The organism is Janthinobacterium sp. GW821-FHT03A03 (genome assembly GCF_059421435.1).
In genome coordinates this window covers 20,783-45,779 of record NZ_JBWKUZ010000009.1, presented here as the reverse complement: position 1 = coordinate 45,779, position 24,997 = coordinate 20,783, and the positions used below count along the sequence as shown (strand labels likewise).

25 protein-coding genes are annotated in these 24,997 nt (G+C 65.1%); 19 read left to right on the top strand and 6 right to left on the bottom strand.

The window, feature by feature from the left end; genetic code table 11:
• The first annotated feature begins 86 nt into the window (after positions 1–86).
• The 8 genes from AC07VI_RS17710 to AC07VI_RS17675 all read left to right on the top strand — a co-directional run bounded on the left by AC07VI_RS17710 (position 87) and on the right by AC07VI_RS17675 (position 8,277).
• Positions 87–911 carry an IclR family transcriptional regulator gene (locus AC07VI_RS17710; RefSeq protein WP_086146362.1) on the top strand — a complete coding sequence of 275 codons (825 nt, stop codon included), beginning with the start codon at positions 87–89 and terminating at the stop codon, positions 909–911.
• Between the two features lie 39 nt (positions 912–950).
• The gene (locus AC07VI_RS17705; protein WP_086146363.1) at positions 951–2,105 is read left to right on the top strand and encodes an acyl-CoA dehydrogenase family protein; all 1,155 of its coding nucleotides are present in this window, start codon (positions 951–953) and stop codon (positions 2,103–2,105) included.
• A gap of 11 nt (positions 2,106–2,116) precedes the next feature.
• A complete protein-coding gene (locus AC07VI_RS17700; RefSeq protein WP_492993560.1) occupies positions 2,117–3,652 on the top strand; it encodes a class I adenylate-forming enzyme family protein in 1,536 nt (511 codons plus the stop codon).
• A gap of 74 nt (positions 3,653–3,726) precedes the next feature.
• On the top strand, positions 3,727–4,893 hold the full coding sequence (locus AC07VI_RS17695; RefSeq protein ID WP_099375698.1) for an ABC transporter substrate-binding protein: 1,167 nt from the start codon (positions 3,727–3,729) through the stop codon (positions 4,891–4,893).
• A 104-nt stretch (positions 4,894–4,997) separates the two neighbouring features.
• Entirely contained in the window at positions 4,998–5,870 is an 873-nt protein-coding gene (locus AC07VI_RS17690; RefSeq protein WP_077402693.1) for a branched-chain amino acid ABC transporter permease, read from the top strand.
• Complete coding sequence (locus AC07VI_RS17685) at positions 5,867–6,841, top strand: branched-chain amino acid ABC transporter permease (RefSeq protein ID WP_099419891.1); 975 nt, start codon at positions 5,867–5,869, stop codon at positions 6,839–6,841. The genes AC07VI_RS17690 and AC07VI_RS17685 overlap by 4 nt, the downstream gene beginning before the upstream one ends.
• The gene (locus tag AC07VI_RS17680; protein WP_086146367.1) at positions 6,834–7,547 is read left to right on the top strand and encodes an ABC transporter ATP-binding protein; all 714 of its coding nucleotides are present in this window, start codon (positions 6,834–6,836) and stop codon (positions 7,545–7,547) included. The genes AC07VI_RS17685 and AC07VI_RS17680 overlap by 8 nt, the downstream gene beginning before the upstream one ends.
• A gap of 28 nt (positions 7,548–7,575) precedes the next feature.
• Entirely contained in the window at positions 7,576–8,277 is a 702-nt protein-coding gene (locus AC07VI_RS17675; RefSeq protein ID WP_086146402.1) for an ABC transporter ATP-binding protein, read from the top strand.
• A 39-nt stretch (positions 8,278–8,316) separates the two neighbouring features.
• Here the strand turns inward: AC07VI_RS17675 and AC07VI_RS17670 are convergent, their stop codons facing one another.
• A complete protein-coding gene (locus AC07VI_RS17670; RefSeq protein WP_172404775.1) occupies positions 8,317–9,231 on the bottom strand; it encodes an HDOD domain-containing protein in 915 nt (304 codons plus the stop codon).
• A gap of 239 nt (positions 9,232–9,470) precedes the next feature.
• On the opposite strand from AC07VI_RS17670, the gene AC07VI_RS17665 reads away from it, so the two are divergent.
• A complete protein-coding gene (locus AC07VI_RS17665; protein ID WP_086146369.1) occupies positions 9,471–10,055 on the top strand; it encodes a DinB family protein in 585 nt (194 codons plus the stop codon).
• Between the two features lies 1 nt (position 10,056).
• Here AC07VI_RS17665 and AC07VI_RS17660 read toward each other — a convergent pair whose 3' ends face one another.
• Positions 10,057–10,449, bottom strand: a complete 393-nt coding sequence (locus tag AC07VI_RS17660) for a VOC family protein (RefSeq protein ID WP_099419894.1) — start codon at positions 10,447–10,449, stop codon at positions 10,057–10,059.
• An 83-nt stretch (positions 10,450–10,532) separates the two neighbouring features.
• On the opposite strand from AC07VI_RS17660, the gene AC07VI_RS17655 reads away from it, so the two are divergent.
• The 7 genes from AC07VI_RS17655 to fghA all read left to right on the top strand — a co-directional run bounded on the left by AC07VI_RS17655 (position 10,533) and on the right by fghA (position 16,138).
• Positions 10,533–11,075 (top strand): GNAT family N-acetyltransferase, encoded by a 543-nt coding sequence (locus AC07VI_RS17655; protein ID WP_099419895.1) that lies wholly within the window; start codon positions 10,533–10,535, stop codon positions 11,073–11,075.
• Positions 11,076–11,153: 78 nt separating this feature from the next.
• Complete coding sequence (locus tag AC07VI_RS17650) at positions 11,154–12,782, top strand: oleate hydratase (RefSeq protein WP_492993556.1); 1,629 nt, start codon at positions 11,154–11,156, stop codon at positions 12,780–12,782.
• Between the two features lie 126 nt (positions 12,783–12,908).
• Positions 12,909–13,160, top strand: a complete 252-nt coding sequence (locus AC07VI_RS17645) for a hypothetical protein (RefSeq protein WP_086146373.1) — start codon at positions 12,909–12,911, stop codon at positions 13,158–13,160.
• Positions 13,157–13,402, top strand: coding sequence for a hypothetical protein (locus AC07VI_RS17640; protein ID WP_086146374.1), 246 nt, complete (start codon positions 13,157–13,159; stop codon positions 13,400–13,402). The genes AC07VI_RS17645 and AC07VI_RS17640 overlap by 4 nt, the downstream gene beginning before the upstream one ends.
• Positions 13,403–13,589: 187 nt before the next feature.
• Positions 13,590–14,261, top strand: a complete 672-nt coding sequence (gene lepB / locus AC07VI_RS17635) for a signal peptidase I (protein WP_099375693.1) — start codon at positions 13,590–13,592, stop codon at positions 14,259–14,261.
• Between the two features lie 87 nt (positions 14,262–14,348).
• Complete coding sequence (locus tag AC07VI_RS17630; RefSeq protein WP_086146376.1) at positions 14,349–15,212, top strand: NAD-dependent protein deacetylase; 864 nt, start codon at positions 14,349–14,351, stop codon at positions 15,210–15,212.
• A 56-nt stretch (positions 15,213–15,268) separates the two neighbouring features.
• On the top strand, positions 15,269–16,138 hold the full coding sequence (fghA, locus tag AC07VI_RS17625) for an S-formylglutathione hydrolase (protein ID WP_492993553.1): 870 nt from the start codon (positions 15,269–15,271) through the stop codon (positions 16,136–16,138).
• 18 nt (positions 16,139–16,156) lie between these two features.
• Here fghA and AC07VI_RS17620 read toward each other — a convergent pair whose 3' ends face one another.
• The 4 genes from AC07VI_RS17620 to AC07VI_RS17605 all read right to left on the bottom strand — a co-directional run bounded on the left by AC07VI_RS17620 (position 16,157) and on the right by AC07VI_RS17605 (position 21,126).
• The gene (locus AC07VI_RS17620) at positions 16,157–16,822 is read right to left on the bottom strand and encodes a dienelactone hydrolase family protein (RefSeq protein ID WP_086146377.1); all 666 of its coding nucleotides are present in this window, start codon (positions 16,820–16,822) and stop codon (positions 16,157–16,159) included.
• 173 nt (positions 16,823–16,995) lie between these two features.
• Complete coding sequence (locus AC07VI_RS17615) at positions 16,996–19,314, bottom strand: xanthine dehydrogenase family protein molybdopterin-binding subunit (protein ID WP_492993551.1); 2,319 nt, start codon at positions 19,312–19,314, stop codon at positions 16,996–16,998.
• On the bottom strand, positions 19,307–19,774 hold the full coding sequence (locus tag AC07VI_RS17610) for a (2Fe-2S)-binding protein (protein ID WP_086146379.1): 468 nt from the start codon (positions 19,772–19,774) through the stop codon (positions 19,307–19,309). The genes AC07VI_RS17615 and AC07VI_RS17610 overlap by 8 nt, the downstream gene beginning before the upstream one ends.
• A gap of 29 nt (positions 19,775–19,803) precedes the next feature.
• Positions 19,804–21,126, bottom strand: a complete 1,323-nt coding sequence (locus AC07VI_RS17605; RefSeq protein WP_492993548.1) for a cytochrome c — start codon at positions 21,124–21,126, stop codon at positions 19,804–19,806.
• A gap of 177 nt (positions 21,127–21,303) precedes the next feature.
• Here AC07VI_RS17605 and AC07VI_RS17600 point away from each other — a divergent pair, with 177 nt between their 5' ends.
• The 3 genes from AC07VI_RS17600 to dgcN all read left to right on the top strand — a co-directional run bounded on the left by AC07VI_RS17600 (position 21,304) and on the right by dgcN (position 24,994).
• Entirely contained in the window at positions 21,304–22,956 is a 1,653-nt protein-coding gene (locus AC07VI_RS17600) for a Na+/H+ antiporter (RefSeq protein WP_099419898.1), read from the top strand.
• 194 nt (positions 22,957–23,150) lie between these two features.
• On the top strand, positions 23,151–23,726 hold the full coding sequence (yfiR, locus tag AC07VI_RS17595; RefSeq protein WP_253251946.1) for a regulatory sequestration protein YfiR: 576 nt from the start codon (positions 23,151–23,153) through the stop codon (positions 23,724–23,726).
• Entirely contained in the window at positions 23,723–24,994 is a 1,272-nt protein-coding gene (dgcN, locus tag AC07VI_RS17590; RefSeq protein ID WP_086146382.1) for a diguanylate cyclase DgcN/YfiN, read from the top strand. Before yfiR ends, dgcN begins: the two co-directional genes overlap by 4 nt.
• Positions 24,995–24,997: the final 3 nt, after the last annotated feature.

Here is a 24,997-nt window from a genome sequence, read left to right as displayed (position 1 = left end):
TGCGAACGAATGTTTCACAAAACGATTGACACGCGGAATGGCGCTAGGCAAACTGGTTTCCAGGGAGTCAGCAAATGAATGCAAATATGACAAATATTCAGGCCGCAGCAGATCCGGAAATCATCGTCTTCAGCGACGACGACGAAGGCAAGGACCGCCAGTTCGTCAATGCGCTGGCGCGCGGACTGGAAGTGCTCCGGTGCTTCCGTCCCGGCGAAGTCTATCTGTCGAACGCAGACATGGCCAAGCGCACGGCCATCCCGAAACCGACGATTTCGCGCCTCACCTACACCCTCACCAAACTCGGCTACCTGAACTACTCGGACAGCCTGGGCAAGTACCAGCTGGGCGCCGGCGTGCTGGCCCTCGGCTACCGCATGCTGTCGAACCTGGACGTGCGCAAGATGGCGCGCCCGCTGATGGAAGAACTGGCCGAGCATGCGCAGGCGTCCGTCTCGCTGGGCACGCGCGACCGCCTCAGCATGGTGTACGTGGAAACCTGCCGCAGCAGCGCCAACGTCACCCTGCGCCTCGACGTCGGTTCGCGCATTCCCCTGATGACCACGGCCATGGGCAAAGCCCTGCTGTGCATCCTGCCGCAGGCCGAGCGCGACTACCTGATGGACCATGCGCGCGTGCACGAGACGGAGCGCTGGCCGCGCATCAAGGCCGGCATCGAGCAAGGCTTCAAGGATTACCAGGACCGGGGCTTTTGCATCTCGGCCGGCGAGTGGCAGAACGACGTGCATGCCGTGGGCGTTCCGATGCTGGGTGCCGACGGCGAACAGGTGATGGCCTTCAATTGCGGCGGCCCCGCCTTCCTGCTGTCGCGCGAAAAACTCGAGTCCGACCTGGGACCGCGCCTGGTGGCCCTGGTCAAGACAGTGGAAAAAAACCTGGGCCGCGGTTAGACTGCGCGCCCCTTCTCAATATCGCCTTCGAGGACCCCGATGATACGCGACGAAGAAACCCTGAACATCCTGCTCGACAGCATCGCCCGTTTCGTGCGCGAAGTGCTGGTGCCGAACGAGGCGCTGGTGGCCGAGACGGACACGATCCCGCCCGCCATCGTGGCGCAGATGCGCGAACTGGGCCTGTTCGGCCTGTCCATTCCGGAAGCCTACGGCGGCCTGGAACTGAGCATGGAAGAGGAAGTGCGGGTCGCGTTCGAGATCGCCCGCACCTCGCCCGCCTTCCGCTCGCTGATCGGCACGAACAACGGCATCGGCTCGCAAGGCATCGTCATCGACGGCACGGAAGCGCAAAAACAATACTATCTGCCCAAGCTGGCGGCCGGCGAGATCATCGGCTCGTTCGCCCTGACGGAAGCGGGATCGGGGTCCGATGCCGCCTCGCTGCGCACGACGGCCGTGCGCGATGGCGACTTTTACATCCTCAACGGCAGCAAGCGCTATATCACCAACGCGCCCGAAGCGAGCATCTTTACGGTCATGGCGCGCACGGACCCCGTCAAGCGCGGCGCCTCGGCCATTTCCGCCTTCATCGTGGAAAAGGATACGCCGGGCCTGTCGCTGGGCAAAATCGATAAAAAAATGGGCCAGCAAGGCGCGCATACCTGCGACGTCATCTTCGAAAATTGCAAGGTGCCGGCCGCGAACATCATCGGCGGCAAGGAAGGCGTGGGTTTTAAAACAGCCATGAAGGTGCTCGACAAGGGTCGCTTACACATCGCCGCCGTCTGCGTGGGCGCGGCCGAGCGCATGCTGGCCGACGCCCTGGCCTACGCCATGGAGCGCCAGCAGTTCGGCCAGCCCATCGCCGAATTCCAGCTGATCCAGGCCATGCTGGCCGACAGCAAGGCCGAGATCTACGCGGCGCGCAGCATGGTGCTCGACGCGGCGCGCCGGCGCGACAACAAGGAAGACATCTCGACGGAAGCGTCGTGCTGCAAGCTGTTCGCCTCCGAAATGTGCGGCAGAGTCGCCGACCGCTCCGTGCAGATCCACGGCGGCGCCGGCTACATCAGCGAATACGCGGCCGAGCGCTTTTACCGCGACGTGCGCCTGTTCCGCATCTATGAAGGCACGACGCAGATCCAGCAGATCGTCATCGCCCGCAACATGATCAAGGCAGCGCAAAAGTGAAGGAGGCCGCGATGGACATTCCCGCCCTGCTGGCCCACTTGCCGGCGCGCCTGTCGGCCATTCCCGCCCACTGGGCGGCGCGCGCGCCCGATGCGCCCGCGCTGCATGAAGGCGGCCGCAGCTGGACTTACGCCCAGCTGCAGCACAGTGTGGAACATGCGGCACAGTTGTTGCGCCGGCTGCACGTGCGCGCCGGCGACCGCTTGATGGTGGTGGGCGAGAACTGCGCGCTGCAGGTGGCGCTGATTTTTGCCGCCGCCAGCATCGACGCGTGGATCGTCAACGTCAATGCGCGGCTGTCGGCGCGCGAGATCGACACCATCGCCACGCACAGTTCCGCGCGGCGGCTGCTGTTCCTGGCCGGCGCCTCGCCGGAAGCGGCCGCCCATGCCGCACGCCTGGGTGCCGCCGCCCCCTTCACCGTCGACGGCATGGGCGAGCTGCTGGCGGGCGACTTGAACGAGGCGGCCATGGCGGAAGACACGGTGCCCGGCAACGAACAGGTGGCCGCGCTGATCTACACGACAGGCACCACCGGGCAGTCGAAGGGCGTGATGCTCACGCACCGCAACCTGCTGTTCATCGCCGCCGTCTCCAGCACCCTGCGCGGTTTGAGCAGCACCGACCGCGCCTACGGCGTGCTGCCGATTTCCCACGTGTACGGCCTGGCCTCGGTGGCCCTGGGCACCCTGTATGCGGGCGCCGCGCTGTACCTGGTGCCGCGCTTTTCCGTCGACGGCTTGCTGGCCGCACTGAAAGACGACGGCTTGACCATCGTGCAAGGCGTGCCCGCCATGTATGCCAAGCTGCTGCAAACCCTGGGCGGCGCCGATACGCCGCTGGCCACGCGGCTGCGCTTTGCGTATGCGGGCGGATCGCCGCTGGCGCCGTCGCTCAAGCGCGACGTGGAAAAGCTGCTGGGCACCGCACTGCACAATGGCTACGGCATGACGGAAAGCGCCCCCACCATCAGCCAGACGCGCCTGGAAACGCCGCGCCTTGACGATTCCGTCGGCACGCCGATTCCGGGCGTGCAAGTGCGCGTGGTGGACGTGGCCGGCAAGGACGTGACGCCGGGCGAGCCCGGGGAATTATGGATACGCGGACCGAACGTCATGGCCGGCTATTACCGCGAACCGGCCATGACGGCGGCCACCATGCGCGACGGCGGCTGGCTCAACACGGGCGACATGGCCCGCCAGGAGCCTGACGGCGCCCTGTTCATCGTCGGCCGCACCAAGGAACTGATCATCCGCTCCGGCTTCAATGTGTATCCGCTGGAAGTGGAAACGGCGCTCAACGCCCACCCCTCCGTGGTGCAGTCGGCCGTCGTCGGCCGCAGCCTGGCCGACGGCAACGAGGACGTCATCGCTTACGTGGAACTGGACCCGCAGCGCCCCGTGACGGTGCAGGCCTTGCACGATTACCTGGCGCAGACCCTGTCGCCGTACAAGTGCCCGTCCGCCATCCTCATCATGGAAGCGCTGCCGGCTGCCGCCACGGGCAAGATCCTGAAGGGGCAATTGCGGCAGATGGCACAGAACTAGTAGTCAATTCAACATTGCACTTGCTCTCAAGAGACCCGACAATAAAACCAAGCCACATCACCGGAGGAGACACGATGAAACGCACCTACACACGCATCGCCATGGCAGCGCTGGTCGCCAGCGCCTGGATGGCACAGGCCAGCGCCGACGAATTCCTGGTCGGCGCGGAAATCCCGCTGACGGGCAACCTGGCGCGGGTCGGCGCCGGCATGCAGGAAGGGATCATGGTCGCGGCCGAAGTCTTCAACAAGACCAACGGCAAGCACACCATCAAGATCATCACCGTCGACGACGAATCGGCGCCCGCCAAGGCCATCGCCGCCGTGGAAAAACTCGCCAGCCAGGGCGTGGTGGCCATCACGGGCGGCTACGGCTCGAACAATATCTCGCCCGCCTCGGACACGGCCAATAAACTGGGCCTGGTCTACATCACCTCGGGCGGCGTGGACGACAGCCTGGTGGCCAGCGGACGCAAGAATTTTTTCCGCATCAATAACACGGCCGGCTACGAAAAAGCCATGCTGGGACTGCTAGCCGACGTGGGCGCCAAATCCGTCTCCATCGTGTATTCGACCAAGGACGCCACCACGGGCCTGGCCAAGGACGTGGAGAAGGCCCTGAGCGCCAGGGGCGTGAAGGTGACGACGCACTCGTTCGACCCGGCGATCACGGACTTCAAGCCCATCATCAACAAGATCAAGCTGCAGGATAAATCCGAAGTCGTGGCCATGGTCGGCTACGAAAACGACTACGTGGGCATCATCCGCGCCGCCCGCGTGCTGAAACCGAAGATCAAGGCCATGGTGGGCGTGTGGTCGCTGGCCACGCCGAAGATGGCGTCCGACTTCCCCGACCTGATGCCGAACGTCTTCGGCACGGCCCTGCTGCCCTTCCCGACCGAATTCAAGACGGCCGACGGCAAGGCCTTCAGCGACGCCTACAAGCAGCTGTACAAGAAGGAGCCGGACTACCTGGGCCAGTTCGGCTATGTGCAGTCGATGCTGCTGTTCGAGGCGATCGCCCGCGCGGCCGACAAGGGCACGCTGAAGAAAGGCGGCGTGGCCGAGGAAATGCGCAAGACGGACCGCGAAACCCTGATCGGCCGGGTACAGTTCGCGGCCAATGGCGACAACCTGAACTTCGTGCACCGCATGGCGCAGCACCAGGACAAGAAGGTGGTGATCGTCTGGCCGAAGGAGCACGCCACGGGCAAACTGAACTACCCGGCCCTGCCCTGGTAAGCAGCCTCCCGCTGCACACGCGCGCGCCCGCCGGGCGTGCACCGATGAACGGCGGTCCTGGTGCCTCTTCGCGATGCGCCCGGGCCGCCTGACGGGATGACGACATGACAGAATTAATCTTGCAGGCCCTGTATTCGGGCTTGCTGCAGGGCGGCTCCTACGCCCTGATCGCACTGGGGCTGGCGCTGGTCTTCGGCACCATGAAAGTGATCAACCTGGCGCACGGCGAACTGGTGCTGCTGGCCGCCTATATCGCCTACAGCGTGGAGTCAGGCATGGGCCTGGGGCCGATGTTCGCCATTCCCATCGCGCTGGTGATCGTCAGCCTGACGTCCGTGGGCGTCTACCTGATCGTCAGCCGCATCAAGAAGGACCGCGAAATCAATTCGCTGATCCTCACCTACGGCATCGGCGTCATCCTCACCAACTTCATTTTGCTGGTCTGGAAGGCCGACATCCGCTCGACGTCGTCGAGCTGGCTGCAGGAAGGCTTCGAGATCGGCCCGTTTTTCAGCATGCGCAGCGAAGTCATTTTCTTCGGCGTCAGCCTGGTGCTGATGGCGGCCCTGTGGCGCTGGCTGTCGACCAGCTGGTATGGCCGCGCCGTGCGCGCCGTGTCCAGCAACCGCGATGCGGCCAAGCTGATGGGCATCGACCCGGGCCGCACGGAACTGGTCTCCTTCTTAGTCGCCGGCATCCTGGCCGCCTTCGCCGGCGTCGCCCTGTTCAGCTATGGCGTGATCCAGCCGGCCTACGGCGGCGCGCTGACAGTGAAAGCCTTCATCATCACGGTACTGGCCGGCATCGGCTCGATACCGGGCGTGCTGCTGGCCGCCGTGCTGCTGGGCGTGGCCGAAGCGCTGACCGTCACCCTGGCCAGCTCCGCGCTGCAGGAATTGTCGGGCATGGTGCTGTTCCTGCTGGTGCTGTTCATCATGCCGAACGGCCTGTTCGGCGCACAACGGAGGCGCGGATGAAGCGCTCGACCTGGATTTCCACGGCAATCCTGCTGCTGGCCGCGTATGTCGCCGTGCCGCTGGCCCTGGGCGCCAACCAGTACGTGATGAGCATGGTGGTGGCGGCGCTGATCATCGGCGGCGTGGCCATGTCCTGGGCCCTGCTGGGCAACCTGGGCGGCATGGTCAGCTTCGGCCACGCGGCATTCTTCGGCGTGGGCGCGTATGTCTCCGCGCTGGCCACCGTGAAACTGGGCGTGCCCGTGTTTGCCGCCATGCTGCTGGGCGGCATCGGCGCGGCCCTCGCCGCCGTCATCATGCTGCCCGTGCTGCGGCTGCGCGGGCCGTATTTTGCGCTGGCCATCCTCGCCTACGCCCACATCTTCCGCATCCTGGCCACGGAATGGAGCTCGGTGACGGGCGGCGCCGGCGGCATCAACAATATCCCGGCCTTGCCCGCCGTCTTCGGTTTTGATCTGGCCAGCAAGACGGGCGCCTACCTGGTGGTGCTGACTCTGGTGGTGGCGTGTGCGTTCGCCTACGGCCGCATCCGCGCCAGCCATTACGGCATCGCGCTGCGCGCCATGCACGACAGCGAAGACGCCACGCGCGTCGTCGGCGTCAACAGCACCTTGCTGAAAGGCGCGATGCTGCTCGTGTCGGCCTTCATGGCGGGCCTGTTCGGCGCCTTCAACGCCCACTACATCAACTTCCTCGAGCCCGACTACGCCTTCAACAGCCTGTGGGTCACGTTACCGATCGTGGCGGCCATCTTCGGCGGCTACCGCACGATACTCGGCCCCGTGCTGGGCGCCGTCGTGGTGTACCTGGTCGACCAGCTGGTTTTCAAGTCGCTGATTCCCACCGGCCACCAGCTGGTGCTGGGCGTGCTGCTGGTGGCGATGATCGTCTTCAGCCCGAACGGCCTGCTGCCGCTGCTGCAAAAATGGCTGAAAAACATGTTCAAAGCGAAGGGGAAAGCACATGCTTGAACTCGATAATGTATCCGTGCGCTTCGGCGGCCTGACGGCCGTCGATGCCGTCACGTTAAAGGTGGGCAGCCACGACGTGATCGGCCTCGTGGGCGCGAACGGCGCCGGCAAGACCACCCTGTTCAACGCCATTTCCGGCCTGGTGCGCCCCACCGGCGGCGGCATCCGCTTCGAGGGACGCGACATCATGGCCACGCCCATGTACCAGCGCGCGCGCCTGGGGCTGGGCCGCACCTTCCAGATTCCGCAACCGATGCATGAATTGACGGTGCGCGAAAACCTCGTCGTGGCGCAGCGCTTCGGCACCGGCAAGATCGACATGCGCAAGATCGATGAAATCCTCGATTTCACGAGCCTGGCGGACAAGGCGCAGCGCGACGCGGCCAGCGAACTGGCGCTGACGGAGCTCAAAGCGCTGGAAGTGGCCAAGGCGCTGGCGACGAATCCGAAACTGCTGCTGTTAGATGAAGTGCTGGCCGGCCTGGAAACAAACGGCAAGCGCCGCTTCATGGGCATGCTCAAGGACTTGCACGCCGCCTTTGGCGTGGGCATCGTCATGATCGAGCACGATATCGAGACCATCAGCAATCTGTGCCAGCGCGTGGCCGTGCTCAATTTTGGCCAGCTGATCGCCGACGGCACGCCCGATTGCGTCTTCCGCGATCCGGCCGTCATCGAAAGCTATACGGGAGCCGCTCATGCCTGAATCGATGCTTGAAACGATGCCTGAAACGATGCTTGAGATAAATCAACTGCGCGCCGGCTATGGCGCCATCAATGTGCTGTGGGATGTATCGCTGTCCATCCAGAAGGGCAAGCTGACCACCATCATCGGCCCGAACGGCGCCGGCAAGACGACCTTGCTGCGCGCCATCATGGGTCTGCTGCCCGTGGGCGCGGGCAGCATCGCGCTCGACGGCACGCCCATCAACGGCACGCCGACGTGGAAGATGAGCGATGCGAGGGTCACCATGATCCCCGAGGGACGCATGACCTTCCGCGACATGAGCGTGGAAGAAAACCTGATCATGGGCGCCTTTCCGAAGGAGCACCGCCGCCACATGCCTGCGCGCCTGGCCCAAGCCTACGCCATGTTCCCGCGCCTGCACGAGCGGCGCAAGCAGCTGGCCGGGTCGCTCTCCGGCGGCGAGGCGCAGATGCTGGCGATGGCGCGGGGCCTGATGTCGGATCCGTCGCTGCTGATCATCGACGAGCCGTCGCTGGGCCTGGCGCCGCTGGTGGTCAACGAGCTGTTCGAGATACTCGCGCGCCTGAATGACGGCAAGCGCACCATCATTTTAGTGGAGCAGAACACGGCGCGCGCCGTCGGCGTGGCCGATCACGTCTACCTGATGCAAAGCGGTAAGGTGGCGCTGTCGCAGGCGGCGGTTGATGTCGACCTCGAGCATCTGCATGCGCTGTATTTTGCGCGCTGAGCGGCATGGCCGGCGCCGAGGTAGAGCGGCCTGCGGCCATCAATCCTCGTCCTCGTCCTCGTCGTCGGCCAGTTTGTCGAACACCTGCAGCTCACTCTTGCCGAGTCCGGTCATCACGAAGGGGTCGTCGGCAGGAAGGCGGCCCGTATCGACCAGCATGCGCAGCTTGCTCAAGCGCTCGCCCTGCGCCAGCGCTTGCGCCTGCGGATCGGCATCGGCTTGCCAGGCTTGCCCGATCGCGCGGGTGACGGACTCGGGGAACTCCCACAATTCGGCGATCCGCACCGACAAGATGCGCGCTTGCGCGAACACCTGGGCAATGAAGGCGTCCGATTGCGGAAAGGCGTCGGGCGCATGCATCTGGTCGATCAGCCGGAAGGCCACCACCAGGCCGACATTGGCCATCAGTCCCGCCAGGTAGGCGTCGAAGGCGTTGGCCTGCAGCGCAGGCGCGACCAGGTTGGCCGCCAGCGCGCATTTCTCGGACTGGCGCCAGATCAGCGGCGCCGTGCGGATGGTCAGCCCGCCGCTCTGCATGCTGACGATGGGGCGGAAGGCGACGCGGGCCAGCAGCATGCGCATGCCGTTCTGCCCGAGCAGCATGATGGCGCCTTCCATGTTGTCGATCGACGGGCTGGCGTTGTAGCGCGAATGGTAGCAGGGCCGGTTCGCTTCGCGGTAGACCTCGGCGACCAGCAGCACGTCCTGGGACAGCTGGCGCGACAGCTGGGCCGCGCTCATGTTTTCATCTTGCAGGGTACGCATCAACTGCGGAATGATGGCCGGAATGCGCGGCACCAGCGCCGCGCCGGCGACCGGTTCACTGGCCAGGCGCGTCAATTCGTCCAGAATCTGCTGTTCGGCCTGCTTTGACGCCTGCGCCGAACCCGCGGCCGCCAGCCAGCGGTAGTAGACGGCATCGATTTCGGTGATGGTGGCTGGCTGCCGTGTCATCTCGGGCGCCGCCGCTGCCGTGAGGGGAGCCGGCTTGTTTTTGTCGCCGCCGTTCAGTAATTTTCCTATCCAACCCATTTTCTTCTTCCAGCCCTATGTGCATCACTATCGCGCAATCCGCTGCGCGATTTTACTTGATGACAGCAGCGCTGGTGCGGCTGGCGTGAGCGGCGTTGTTCAGCCGCCGCAAAGTGCTACAGTAGCACTCTCGCAGGTCCCCCTGCTTTGCAAGGTATATCATGAGCAATATGCTGGCCCAGTACGTCACCAGCCAGGCGTACAACAACGCCTGGGCCAACCACCGCCTGCTGAAGGCTTGCGGGCAGCTGACCCAGGCCGAGTTCCAGGCCACGCGCGTCAGTTTCTTCCCCACCATCGGCTACACCCTGAACCACATCCTCACATGCGACTGGTTTTATCTCGACGCGCTCGAGCGCGAGCTGCGCGGCGAAGCGCCCCACCCCGACTGCTATGTCTTTTTTGAAAAGGACGAGCCATTCGCCGACAGTGCGGCCCTGCACGCGGCGCAGCGCGCCTCGGATGCGCGCCTGATCGCCCATTGCCGCAGCCTGTGCGATGCGGACCTGGCGCGGCCCGTGACGATATTGCGCGACACGCCGCAAATCGACACGCGCCAGCGCCTGCTGGCGCATCTGTTCCAGCACCAGATTCACCACCGCGGACAAGTCCACGCCATGCTGGCCGGCACGCGCATCGCGCCGCCCCAGCTCGACGAGTTCTATTGCGCCGGCGAAGCGGACGAGCGGGCGCAGGATTTTCTGGAGCTGGGATGGACGGAGGACGGCGTCTGGGCACCGCGCTGAATCATTCTTCGGCGTGGCAGCAGACGCACAGCTTGTTGCCATCGAGGTCGCGGAAGTAGGCGCCATAGTAGTCGGCATGATAATGCGGCCGCAAGCCGGGCGGCCCCTCGCACACGGCGCCCAGCGCCAGCGCGGCCTGGTGGCAGCGGTCCACCTGGGCGCGGCTGGCCGCCAGCAAGGCCGTCATCTGGCCGTTGCCGGCAGTCGCCGGCAAGCCGTCGTGCGGTGCCGTCAGCACGAACAGGGGACGCGGCGCGCCCTGCGCCATCCAGCCAGCCCAGGGCCGGGCCGGGTCATGAAATTTTTCGATCAGGTCGAGTTCTCCCAGCAGAACCGCATAGAAGGCGTAGGCGCGGGGGAAATCGTTGGTGCCGAGGCAGAGATGGGACAGCATGCTGCTCCTTCATGAATGCATACGGGTGTGCGGCGAAGTGCGCGAGCTGATTATAATGGCGCATCGCTACCCGACACCATCCCATGCCAGACATCGACCGCCTCCAACTGTCCCCCCCGACCAGCGCCGACCTCCCCGGCTTGCTCGCCTTCGAGCTGGAAAACCGCGCCTATTTTGAATCCTGGGTCACGGCCCGGGCGCCGTCCTACTACCACCAAGAAGCCATCGCCGCCGCCATCGAGCAGGCGCAGCGCGAACGCGAGAAAGACACGGCACATCAGTACCTGGCCAAGCTGGACGGGCAAATCATCGGCAGGGTCAACCTGACGGCCGTCACGCGCCCGTATTTCAACAAGGCAACGCTCGGTTACCGTATCGGCGAACGCTTCGGCGGACGCGGCTACGCCACGCGCGTGGTCGCCCTGCTGCTGCAAGAGGCGTTCGGCGCACTCGAACTGTGGCGCCTGGAAGCGACGGCGCGGCCGCAAAACCTCGGCTCGATCGCCGTCATGCAACGCAACGGCTTTCACCAGTATGGCAAGTCGGCACAAGCCATGTTTTTCCAGAATGCATGGTCGGACTTGCTGTACTTTGAACGGCGCAAGGACCATGCCATGCTCGAGTAAAACCGAGCAATTGCTCTATTGAGCAGCCATGCTGCCCCTCGATGTTATAAGATAGGCAAATATGGCACGGCCTCCGCCGTGCCGCTTGCCAGCCTTTCGCGCACGCGACTGCGCACACATTCGGGGAAAAACATGAGTAATACAGACAAAAAAGCCTATCTGGTAGGCGGCGGCATCGGCTCGCTGGCCGCGGCGGCCTTCATGCTACGCGACGGCGGCATGCAAGGCAGCAATATCAGCATCTTTGAAGCGGCGCCCGTGACCGGGGGCAGCCTCGACGGCGGTGGCAACGCCGAGGATGGCTACACGCTGCGCGGCGGGCGCATGCTGACCACCGACAATTATGAGTGCACCTGGGACTTGTTCAAGAGCATCCCCTCGCTCGAACATGCGGGCCTGAGCGTCTACGATGAAACCATCGCCTTCAACGAACGGCACATTCCCCACTCGCGCGCGCGCCTGATCGACCGCAACCGCTTCAAGGTCGATGTCAGCAGCATGGGCTTTTCCATGCAGGACAGGCTGGAACTGCTGAAGCTGACGGAAGCCGATGAAGACACCCTGGGCAGCAGCGCCATCACGGACTGGCTCTCGCCCGCATTCTTCGACACCAGCTTCTGGTACATGTGGGCCACCACGTTCGCCTTCCAGCCCTGGCACAGCGCGGTCGAGTTCAAGCGCTATCTGCACCGCTTCATGCTGGAGTTTTCGCGCATCGAAACCCTGGCAGGGGTCAAGCGCACCGTCTACAACCAGTACGATTCGCTGGTGCGCCCCCTGGTCGCCTGGCTGCAGGAGCAAGGCGTGACCATCGTCATGGATTGCGCCGTCACGGATATCACGCTGCAGGAGACCGACGGCCGCCTGACCGCCACCGCCCTGCACTGCCAGCGCCGCGGCCTGGCCGACGTGATTGCCGTTGCCGCCGGCGACCTGGTGTTCTTCCAGAATGCCTCGATGACGGATGCTTCCAGCTATGGCAGCATGCACAGCGCGCCGGCCAAGCGCACGAAGAACGACAGCCATGGCTGGCGCCTGTGGGAAAAGCTGGCCGAAGGCCGCCCGGAACTGGGCCGTCCCGCCGTCTTCAACAGCAGCATCCCGGAATCGTACTGGGCGTCGTACACGGTCACGCTGAAGGACAGCGCCTTCTTTGACAGGATGGAACAATTCACGGGCAACAGCGCGGGCACGGGCGGCCTCGTCACCTTCAAGGACAGCAACTGGTTCATGTCGGTGGTGCTGGCGCACCAGCCCCATTTCGCCGGCCAGCCCGCTGGCGTGCAAGTGTTCTGGGGCTACGCGCTGCACCCCGACCGCATCGGCAACTTCGTCGCCAAGCCCATGTCCGAATGCAGCGGCGAGGAGATCCTGCGCGAACTGTGCGGCCACCTGAACTTCGACCTGGACATCATGGCCACGGCCAACTGCATTCCCTGCCGCATGCCCTACATCACCAGCATGTTCATGCCGCGCGCGAAAAGCGACCGTCCGCTGCCCGTGCCGGCCAGCTGCGTCAACCTGGCCTTTGTCAGCCAATTCGTGGAAATCGCCGACGATGTCGTGTTTACCGTGGAATACTCGGTGCGCGCGGCGCAAACGGCCGTCTACCAGTTGCTCGGCGTACAGCGCGAGGTGCCGGCCATCCACGCGCACGACAAGTCATTGAAAGTCAAGCTGGACGCCGTCATCAAGGCCTTCAAATAGCCGCTTTGCCGGACAGCAATGCGCCTGTCCGGCAATCCGGCGCGACTTTGTCGCAGCGCAAAGCAGTGCGATATTGGACTGATAACGTCAAGGTACGGGAATCTTCCCTGCCTTGCAAAGTCCGACATGAAATTGCGTCAACGCCTATTTGAACATGTGCTGCTGGTACTGGCATTGGCGCTCGCCATCTTTGCCGCCGCCATCGTGCTGGCGCGCATGACGCAATGGGCGGAAGTGCAGGAACTGCCCGCCTACCTGATACAGGGCATGCACCTGGTGGGCAAGATCCTGTTTTTCCTGGACGGCTGCATCGTCATCGCCGTCAGCAGCATCCTGGCCGCCCGGCTGTTCCGCATGCTCACCAAGGAGGATTTATGAACAACCTGCACTACCTGCTGACCCTGCGGCATCCGCGCCGCTTCTGGTGCAGCGCCATCGTCATTGCCGTGGCCTCGGCCATCGTGCTGGGCCCATGGCTCGACAGCATTCCATGGCTGGTGGCGATCCCCCTCGTGGCTGGCGGCCTGCTGGTGGCGCTGGGTGAACTGTGGGACGACATGCACGGCAAGCGCCTGCGAAACGGCGGCGACGATACGCATACGCCGTGCCGGCATCCGTGAAGCGGGAACGGAAATGTTGAAACGCGAGTGATGTATGCACGCAACAGCGTTCCCGCCATTGCGCCCAGTCCCCTGATTTCTCACCGGATTTAAGACCGGCTTCAGCCTCGCCGTGCATCGTGGCATGGCGCCGGTACCGCTGGCGCGTTCCCCAACGATCACAGGCACTGGCCGAAAGCGAGACACGATGAAAACATGGATGCGCGCCAACAAAGGCTTTTTGATGTTTCTCCTGCTGTTCGGCGTGTTCCGCACGGCCGTGGCGGACTGGAATCCCATACCGTCGGCATCCATGCGCCCCAACCTGCTGGAAGGGGACGTGGTCTTCGTCAACCGCCTCGCCTTCAACCTGAAAGTGCCGCTGACCGATATCGTATTGCAACGCCTGGGCGAACCACAACGGGGCGACATCGTGACCTTTTCCTCGCCAAAAGACGGTACGCGCCTGATCAAGCGCATCATCGCCCTGCCCGGCGATACCGTGGAGATGCGCGAGGAACAACTGATCATCAATGGCCAGCCTGCCCAGTACACGGCACTCGATACGGCGCCCGAAACCATTTCCCACGTGGGCCGGCTGACGGCGCAGCGCATCAGCGAACGCAACAGTACGGAACAGCACCGCATCCAGCTCTTGCCGCAGATCAAGGGCGCCGCACGCAGTTTTGCTCCCGTGACGGTGCCCGCCGACCATTTTTTGATGCTCGGCGATAACCGCGACAACAGCGCCGACTCGCGCTATTTCGGCTTCGTCCCACGGCAATTGCTGATCGGCAAGGCCGAGCGCATCCTCGTCTCGGCCAACGTCGAAGAGCATTGGCAGCCGCGGCTGCAGCGCTTCGGCATGAAACTGGAATAAGAGCCTAGCTCAGTCGATGAATGCGGGGATAGGCGCTCAGCCCCGCCCCTGCGACGATGCCGTGCTTTTCGGTTAGCATGGCGCATCATGCAAAACTTTTCTTCAGCCAGCCAGCGGCCCGCCAGCACGCATCACGTCCTCGATCAGCTGGCGCAATTCCTGCAGCGCCATCCGGACGTGCTGCTGCTGACAGGCGCCGGCATCAGCACGGCGTCCGGCATCCCCGATTACCGCGACGCGGACGGCGTGCGGCGCGGCAATGCCCCCGTGCAAGGACCGGATTTTCGCCGCCAGGAAGCCGTGCGCCGCCGCTACTGGGCACGCAGCATGGTGGGCTGGCCTACGCTGGCGCGGGCCGCGCCGAATCCGGGCCACCTGGCCATCGCGCAACTGGCGCAGCGGCGGCACATCGGCGCTCTGGTCACGCAAAACGTGGATGGCCTGCATCAGCAGGCAGGCAGCGGCGCCGTCACGGAGTTGCACGGCAGCATACATGGCGTGGTGTGCCTCGATTGCCGCGCCAGCCACACCCGACGCCTGATCCAGGACATGCTGGAACACGACAATCCGCAGATGCTGGGCGCCACGGCCACGCCGGCGCCCGATGGCGACGCCCTGCTGGAGCCGTCCCGGCTGGCCACCTTCCACCTGCCCGTCTGTCCCCGCTGCGGCGGCACCCTGCAGCCGGACGTGGTGTTTTTCGGCGATGGCGTGCCCTCGGAGCGGGCCGCCGAAGCCGGGCGCAAGATGGCCGAGGCCAGCGCCCTGCTGGTGGTGGGCTCGTCCGTGATGGTGTATTCGAGCTTTCGCCTGTGCCGCATGGCGGCCGAGACGGGCAAGCCCGTGGCTGCCATCAACCTGGGCAAGACGCGCGCCGACCATCTGCTGGCGTTCAAGACGGAAGCGGCGGCACAGGACATCTTGCCCGCAATAGCGGCCATGCTGGGCTGATACCGGCTCGGCGCTACGCCGCGCTCGCTATACTGTGGGATTGACGAGGAGAATTCATGCTGGAACTGTTGAGTGAACACGCCTGTTTTGGCGGCGTACAACGTTTTTATCGCCACGACGCGCAAGCCACCGGCTTGCCCATGCGTTTTTCGGCCTTCATTCCCGACACGGCGCCCGGCGCCACGGCCCTGAGCAAGCGCCCCGCCCTGTTTTACCTGGCGGGACTAACTTGCACGGAAGAAACTTTCATGATCAAGGGCGGCGCCCAGCGCGTGGCCGCCGAGGAAGGTCTGATCCTGATCGCCCCCGACACCAGCCCCCGCGGCGCCAACATCGCGGGCGAGACGGATGCCTGGGATTTCGGCGCGGGCGCCGGCTTTTACGTGGACGCCACCGAAGCGCCGTGGAACAGCCACTACCGCATGTACAGCTACATCCTGGAATTGCGCGCGCTGCTGGAGCAGGAACTGGCTATCGATGCGCAACGCACGGGCATCTTTGGCCACTCGATGGGCGGCCATGGCGCGCTGGTGCTGGCCTTGCGCAATCCGGAACTGTTCCGCTCCGTCTCCGCCTTCGCCCCCATCGCCGCACCGAGCCAGTGTCCATGGGGCAAAAAAGCATTCACGGGCTACCTGGGCAGCGACGAAGCCAGCTGGCAGCCCTATGACGCCAGCGCGCTGATGCGTGGCCTGCAGGGCAAGCCGGCGCTATTTCCTGACGGCATCTTGATCGACCAGGGCCTGGCCGACAAGTTTTTACCGGAACAACTGTACCCCGAGGTGTTCGAGGCGGCCTCCCGCGACGCCGGCCAGCCCTTGCAGCTGCGCCGCCAGGCCGGCTATGACCACGGCTACTACTTCATCGCCACCTTCATGGAAGAGCATGTGCGCTTCCATGCGAGGAATCTGCGCGCGCTGGCCTGACGCCCTTGCCAGATTGAACTACTGGGCCGAGCTCGTATGCCCGTTGAAATGGCGCATATACCAGTCCGTGGCCAGCAGGGCCGCCTGGTGGCGCGTGTCGGGGCCGCCAGGCGCGGCGATCTGTTCCAATTGTTTGTCGCAGCGCAAGGCGGCAAAGGCCATGCGGTTCAGGCCGGCCACGTCGGGATCGCGCCCGCCCACGATCAGCAGCGAAGGCACGCGCACGTTTTCCAGCGCCGCCTTGCCCGCCATTTCCACCTGGCCATCGCAAACGGCCAGCGCGGCGATCTCGGCGCTGCGCCAGGCTGCCAGCTGCATCACCACGGCCGCGCTGGTGCCGTAGCCATACAGGCCGCAGGGCAGGCGCCGCGTGGTCGGGTCGACCTGCAGCCAGCCCAGGGCTTTTTCCAGCTGGCGCGCCAGCAGCACGATATCGCTGCGCACGAAATACGCATGGCCGTTGCTGCCGCCGCCAGGCTCGACACCGCCCTGGTCGAAGCGCAGGGTGGCGATGCCCGCTCGCAAGAAATCTTGCGAAGTGGCGTGGCTGGAGGCGTCCAGGTAGTCGCTGTCGGCGCGCGCGCCGTGGGCGAACAGGACGATGCCCACGGGCCGCTCGGGCATTTCAAGCACGCCGTCCATTTGAAGTTCATCGGCCGTAATGCTGACAAATTGTTCTTGCATGGCTGCCTCCGCTATCGAACTGGAATCGAGCTGACATCACGCTGAAATCACTCTGCAATTGCGCTGATCTTGCCGGGCCGGGCACAGCCTGCGCGCCCCGAGCGGCAAGCCTCAGTGTACCAGCCTGCGCCCGTTCACGCGCGGCGCACGTCAAATTTTGCCGCGCGCCGCCGTCAGACGGCGCCGTGCCGGTCCAGCCCCTTCAGCACGGCTTCCGGACGGATCGGCAAATGCCGCACGCGCGAGGCCACGGCGGCAAAGATGGCGTTGCCGATGGCGGGCGCCACGACTGTCGTGGGCGGCTCGCCCATGCCCGTCGCCGTTTGCTTGCTGGCGACAAATTCGATGTCGAGCTCGGGCACGTCGGCCATGCGCAGGGGCGTGTAGGTATTCAGATTGGTATCCTTCACTTCGCCATTGAGGAAAGCCGTGCCTTCATGGATGGCCATGCTCAGGCCCCATAGCGCCCCTCCTTCCGCCTGCGCCAGCGCGCCATCGGGGTCGACGATGGTGCCCGCGTCGATCACCATGGTCAGCTTTTCCACCTTTACCATGCAGGTGCTGCGGTCCACTTTCACCCTGGCAACGCACGCCGTCCAGGTGGGCATGTCGCGCTCCTGGCCGAAGGTGGCGGCGATGCCCAGGCCCGTGTCGGGCGGCATGGCCGTGCCCCAGCCCGCCTTCTCCGCCGCGCGCCGCAGCACGTGGGCCAGGCGCGCGGCGCCGCCGACGGCATTCGGCGCGCTGCCCGCATTGCGCCCCGTGGCCTGCAGCAAGGACAGGCGGAAGGCCAGCGGATCGACCTTGGCCGCCTGCGCCGCCTCGTCCATGAAGCTTTCCACGGCCCAATTCGTCCAGCCCGGCCCCACGGAGCGCAGCCAGCCGGGACGGAAGCTGCTGTTGGCCAGGTCGTTCGACACGGCCCGCACGCGCTGCGCGCCCACCGTGTACCAGTGGTCGGCGCCGGCGATGGCGAACGGATCATACGGATGACCTTGCTTATCCTTGGCCAGCAAGGCCGGTATCATGGCCTGCGTGGGCCAGCCCGCGCTCGCTTCATGCACCATGGCCGCCACCTTGCCGGCCTCGTCGAAGGCCATGCGCAGGTGCTGCACGGAAGGCGACCGGGGCGAATCGAAACGGGCATCGTCGGCGCGCGTGCAGATCATCTTGACGGGACGCCCCACGGCTTGCGCCGCCAGCGCGGCCGGCACGCAATAATCGCCGTTCAGGCGCCGCCCGAAGCCGCCGCCGAGCAGATAGGTGTGCAGCATCACCTTGCTCTCCGGCACCTTGAGTGCTTGCGCCAGCACGGGCAGGATCAGCGATTGCCATTGATTGCCCGCATGAACGTGCCAGACGCCGTCGATTTCCTGCGCCAGCGCATTGACGGGTTCGAGCTGGAAATGCAGCACCGTGCTCGTCGTGTAGTGGCGTTCCAGCTTCAGGCTGGCATCCTTGAACGCTTGCTCCACGCCCTCATCATCGACCACGCGGGCGCCCAGGCTGGCGTCGGCCAGCTGCTTGGCCGCATAGCTGACGATATCCTGCTCCGACACATGGGCCGCCGCGCCGGCCCGCCATTTCACCTGCACCAGCTCGGCCGCGCGGCAGGCGGCCGCATACGTTTGCGCATAGACCATGACCCAGCCGGGCACCGTGCCGCTGGGATCCTGCAAGGCCACGCTGCGCAGATAGCCCTGCACTTTTTTTGCCGCCGAGTCGTCGATGGAGACCACCTTGGCACCGTAGCGCGTGGGCGGGATCTTCGGGCGCGCATACAGCATGCCCTCGACCTGCGCATCGATGCCGTACACGGCCGTGCCATTCGTCTTCGCCGGAATGTCCAGCGCCGGCACCTGCTGGCCGACCAGCCTGCGCTGCTGCGGCGTTTTCAGCACGATAGCCTTCAGCTGCTCCGGCGTATAGCGGCGCGCCAGCTTGCCGCGGCGCACGATCTCGCCATAGGCAATCGAGCGGCCCCGTCCATGCACGACGCCCAGCCTGGCGTGGCAGGCGGACACGGGCACGCGCAGCAGGCGCGCGCCTTCTTCCACCAGCGCGAGGCGGCCGGCCGCGCCGGCACGGCTGAGCGGGTCGAAATTCTGCCAGACGGACCAGCTGCCGCCCGTCACCATCAGCCCCCATTTCGGGTCCGTATCCACGTAATGCAGGCGCACCTTGCTCCAGTCCGCTTCCAGCTCCTCGGCCACGATGCGCGCCAGGGCCGTGCCGATATGCTGGCCCATTTCCGCCTTGGCGATATTGACGGTGATCATGCCGTCGCGGCCAATCTGGAACCAGATGCTGGGATCGAACGCGGGCGCGGCACTTTGTTCTGGCGGTACGGATGCCGCCTTGCCGGCGGCCAATGAGCTGTCGGCGCGCAAAAAGGCCAGCGTCAAACCCGTGCCGGCGGCGGCGATCAGGAAACCGCGCCGGTCCAGCGCACCGGGACGGCCGGAAGAATTTTCTTTAGGCAACTTAAACACCAGGCGCCTCCTGCATGCCGGCCGCCAGTTTAATTGCCTTGCGGATCCGTACATACGCCATGCAGCGGCACAGGTTGCCGCTCATGACGGCATCGATATTCGCGTCCGTCGGCTGCGGATAGTCGCGCAGCAAGGTGGCCGCCTGCATGATCTGGCCCGACTGGCAATAACCGCACTGGGGCGCCTGCGTGGCGATCCACGCCTGCTGCAGCGGGTGCGTGCCGTCCGGCGACAGGCCCTCGATGGTGGTGATGGCACAGCCGGCCACGGCGGCAATCGGCGTGATGCACGAGCGCATGGCGCGGCCATCGACATGCACGGTGCAGGCGCCGCACATGCCGATGCCGCAGCCGAACTTGGTGCCTTTTAAGTTGACTTCGTCGCGCAGCACCCACAGCAGGGGTGTCTCGGCGTCCGCCTCGGTGCCGAAAGGCTGGCCATTGACGGTAATGTTATACATAAGAATTGCACATAAGAAACTTTCAATAATTACTTGCCGGCGCCATCCATGCCAAGCGCCGTGGCACGGGCGCGCGCCACGGCCGCTTCCAGGTTCGTCCAGGCCGGCTGATGGCTGCGGCTGCGGCGCAGATAGGCGGCCAGCTGGGCCACATCGTTGTCCGTCAGCGCGGCGGCAAAACCGGGCATCAGCACGCCGGGCATGGCCGCGTCCTTGCTGATGCCGTGCAAAATCACCTGGATCAGGTTGGCGGGATCGGGCGCGCTGACGGCGCTGTTCAGGCTCAGTTCCGGACGCAGGGCCACGGGCTTTCCATCGCTGTTCGAGTGGCACGACGCGCAGGCGACCACGTACAGGCTGGCGCCGCGGTCGTTGTCGACCAGGCTGACGCGCTGCGAACGGACGATGCCGGCCTTGATCACGGCATCGGCATCGACCTTGCGCTGCTCTGCCCCCGCCACGCCGGCAAAATACGTGGCCAGGGCGCGGATATCGCTGTCCGGCACGGCATCCATGCCTTCATGCACGACGGCCGACATGGGGCCGGCCGCCACGCCGTGCAGGGCCGTCGCCCCCGTGCGCAAAAAGGCATACAGTTCGTCCCGCGTCCAGGGCAGGGGCGCCGTATTGGCGCTGGTCAAGGCCGGCGCATACCAGTGGTCGATGGATGCGCCCAGATACGCCGCACCGCCAAGCTCGGCGCCCAGCGCATTGCGCGGCGTGTGGCAGGCGGCGCAATGGGCCAGTCCCTCGGCCAGGTAGCGGCCCCGGTTCCAGTCCAGCCCTTGCGCAGGATCAATCCGGTAGCTGGCCGGCTTGAAAAACAGCAACTTCCAGCCCGCCTGCAAGGGCCGCAGGTTCAAGGGGAACGGCACGCTATTGGCGGGCGTCACCGCATACACGGGCGGGCGCGTCATGAAGTAGGCGTACAGGGCCGTCAAGTCCGCGTCCGAGACGAGATTGAAATGGGTGTACGGAAAAACTGGAAACAAATGGGCGCCATCGCGGCCCACGCCTTCGCGCATGGCCCGCAGGAAGGCGGCCAGCGACCAGCGGCCGATGCCCGTTTGCTTGTCCGGCGTGATATTCGTCGCGTAAATCGTGCCGAACGGCGTGGCCAGTCCGTGGCCGCCCGCGTAATCGGCGCCGCCCCTGGCCGTGTGGCAGGCAGCGCAATTGCCCATGCCGGCCAGGATGCGGCCCCGGTCCACCGCCTGCGCAGAAAACGCCGCGGCGGCGGGCGGATTGACGGGCGCCAGCGCGGGGCGCCAGTAATACAGATACGCGGCGAGCACGGCGGCGATAAGCATCGCCAGCAACGACAGCAGGCCGGTGAAAATTTTCTTGAGCAAAACAGGAATCCGGTAAAAGGCTAAGCACGCGCCCGCCGCGCAGGGACGGCGGCGGCAAACGATGGTGACAATCTTACCGCGATTGTGACTTGTTGTATGTACGCAATGACACGCAGGCGGTTCCGCAGGCGGGCTGCGCCTTATAATCAGCGTTTCAGCACCCCGCCGCTCTCCTCAATGCATACCGTTACCATCATCCTCATCCTCGTGTTGACCGTCGTCCTGTGCGGCTTCATTGCCCGCTCGCGCTGGGTCAAGCTGCCGCTGCCGCTGATCCAGATCGCCGGCGGCACGGGATTGGCCGTGTTTGGCGTGCAAGTGCCGCTCGATCCCGACATTTTCTTCTTGCTCTTCATCCCGCCGCTGCTGTTTCTCGACGGCTGGCGCATTCCCAAGGGCGCCTTCTTTTCCGACGCGCGCTCGATCCTGATGCTGGCCATCGGCCTGGTGCTGTTTACCGTGCTGGGCATGGGCTTTTTCATCGACTGGCTGATCCCCAGCGTGCCGCTGGCCGTCGCCTTCGCGCTGGGCGCCATCCTGTCGCCGACGGACCCCGTGGCCGTGTCGGCCATCGCGGCCGGCAACCCGATTCCGCCGCGCCTGATGCACATCCTCGAAGGCGAGTCCCTGCTGAACGACGCCTCGGGCCTGGTCTGCTTCACGTTTGCCGTGGGCGCCATGATGACGGGCGGCTTTTCCCTCGGCGCCGCCTCGCTCAGTTTTCTGCAGGAAGCAGGCGGCGGCATCGTCATCGGCCTGGGCATCTCCTGGGGCGTGGGCCTGGCGAATAAATGGCTGGTAAGCAAGGTCGGCGAAGAGCCGGGCCTGCAGATCCTGATCAGCATCCTGATCCCGTTTGCCGCCTACCTCGGTGCCGAGCAGATCCACGGCTCGGGCATCCTGGCCGCCGCCACGGCGGGCGTGTCCATGCATTACGCCGACCTGATCGGCCGTCCGCTGGCGGCCACGCGCACCCAGCGCAAGGCCGTGTGGGACACCGTGCAACTGGTCCTGAACGGCGCCATCTTCGTCATGCTGGGCGCGCAGCTGCCCGCCACCGTCGCCGGCCTGCCGGCCGCGTCCGCCGAAGTGGGCGCCGGCAGCGCCTGGAAGCTGCCGCTGTTCGTCATCGCCATCACGGTGGGACTGACCTTCATGCGCTTCATCTGGGTCTTCATCTCGATGAAGCTGACCCTGTTCAAGCACCACAAGAAGGTGGCCGGCGAACCGAAGGAGGCGGCGCTGCTGGCGCGCCCCAGCCTGCGCCTGCTGCTGGTGGCCTCGTTCGCGGGCGTGCGCGGGGCGCTGACCCTGGCCGGCATCCTGACCCTGCCGCTGTTCTTGCCTGACGGGAATCGTTTCCCCGCGCGCGACCTCGTCATCTTCCTCGCCATGGGCGTGATTTTACTGTCGCTGCTGCTGGCCAGCGTGACCCTGCCCCTGCTGACCAAGGGCCTGGTGTTCGCGCCGCCCGCGCGCCGCTCGACGGAAGAACGCAATGCGCGCGCCGCCGCGGCCGAGGCGGCCATCGCGCGGCTGGAAAAAGTGTGCGAAGGCATCGACAAGGATGACAAGCAACAAGTCGTCACGGAAGCGGCCAACCGCCTGATCGAAGCCTACCGGCGCCGCCTCGCGTATGGCGAAAGCAGCAACGACGAGGCTGCGCGCATGCAGGAACTGGCCAAGGCCGAGCGGGCCCTGCGCCTGGAAGCCCTCAACGCCGAGCGCGACGAACTGTTCCGCCGACGCATATCAGGCGAACTGGACGACTCCATTCACTTGCGCCTGTTGCGTGAAATCGACTTGCTGGAAGCGACATTGGAAGAATAGAGACAATCTCTGCTATTTTTAGCAATGTTGAAGAGTAATCTTCATGGCAAAGAATGCAAGTTTTAACATTAGTGTTTATAATGCAAGGTTATATGTAGCGCTGTGATTTACTTTCTCCATGCAGTTCCGTACAGTCTGCATTGAAGAATCGCCATTTGAGCAGCTACCCGACCTGAATAAAGACACTCGACGCCGTGCCCTCTTCCCCCTGCCACCGGCAGCGCATCGCGCCGCCTGCCCAGTTCACTGCCGTGCTGCTGGCGTTCGCCTTGCTCCTGCAGGTGCCGGCCGCGGCATGGGCGCAAGCGGGCGCGGCAATGGACGCCAGGCGGCCGGCCGAAGTGTCCCAGGTCCTGTTCGGCATCATCAGTTATGTACGCTGGCCCATGGCGCGCCCCGAAGTGCGCGTCTGCATGGTCGGCGCGCCCCGCTACGGCGCGGCCATAGTCGATACGCCCGGCTCCAGCACGGGCCAGCGCATCCGCGTCAAGCTGCAGCCGGCGGGCCTGGCCGCCAGCGAATGCGACGTCGTCTACATGGGCAGCCTGCCCGACGGCGAACGCGAACACCTGCTGGCGCAGATCATCGGCAAACCCATCCTGTCGGTCGCCGAACCGGGCACGGGCTGCACCGTGGGCACCATGTTCTGCCTGCGCCTTGCCGACGCGCAGATCGGCTTTGACGTCAACCTCGACGCCATCGCCCGCAGCGGCCTGCGCGTGCATCCGAACGCCTTGCAGATTGCACGTCGCAAGGGACCGCAGCCATGAGCCGCCGGATCGACGTCAAAGCGGCCGGCAAACCCCGGCCCACGCTCGACAGCGTGCTGCGGCGCGCCCACCTGAGCGTGTCGCTGGTCGCCGTGCTGGCGGCCGGCCTGACCCTGACGGCCGTGGCGCTGCTGGCCCTGCGCGTGTATTCGGAGCAGAATCTGCGCCTGGTGGCCCGTTCGATGAGCTATACGGTGGAAGCGGCCGTCGTCTTCGGCGACCCCATGGCCGCCAAGGAAGCAATGGCCTTGATCGGCATCAATGAAGATATCGACCAGGCGCAAGTCAACAGCAAGGATGGCCAGGTGCTGGCCCGCTGGGAGCGGGGCGAGCACGGCACCCGCTACGTCATCGAACGCACCTTGACGGGCTGGATGCTGCCCGATTCCCTGACTTTCCCCATCACGCATGATGACAATGTAATCGGCAGCATCAAGCTGGTGCCGCATAGCCGCAGCCTGCTGCCCTTCCTGCTGAGCGGTCTTTCCTGCCTGCTGGCGTGTCTGGCGCTGAGCCTGATCGTCGCCGTGCGCCTGTCGCGCCGCATGGAAACGGATATCACGGCGCCGCTGCGCCACCTGGCCGAAACGGCCCACCGCGTGCGTCGCGACCGTTCGTTCGAGTTGCGCGTGCCGGCCGCCGGGATCGCCGAGCTCAACCAGATCAATGACGACTTCAACGCCCTGCTCGACGAGCTCGAAGCGTGGCAAAGCCATCTGCAGATGGAAAACGCCTCGCTGTCGCACCGCGCCAACCACGACAGCCTGACGGGCCTGTCGAACCGCGCCTTCATGGAAGCTGAGCTGGAGCGCGCCATCCTCGAAGCGCGGATCGGCAATGGAAAAGTTGCCGTCCTGTTCCTCGACAGCGACCGTTTCAAGTACATCAACGATACCTTCGGCCATGCCTCGGGCGACCGCGTGCTGGTGACGATTGCCGCGCGCATCAAGCAGCAATTGCGCGAAGGCGACCTGGTGGCGCGCCTGGGCGGCGACGAATTCGCCATCCTGCTCAAGCCCCTGCGCAACAGCAGCGATGCCATGCACATCGCCGACAACATCATCGCCGCCATGGCGCAGGCCATTGAATTACCTACCGGCAACAGTATCGTCAGTTCGCTGACCATCGGCGTGGCCGTCTTCCCCGATCACGCCATCGACGCCGTGTCGCTGGTGGGCGCGGCGGACGAGGCCATGTACCGCGCCAAGCAGGCGCAGCGCGGCACGCGCCAGGTGGCGCGATTACCGCAGACACACCTTCACCCCTGACCG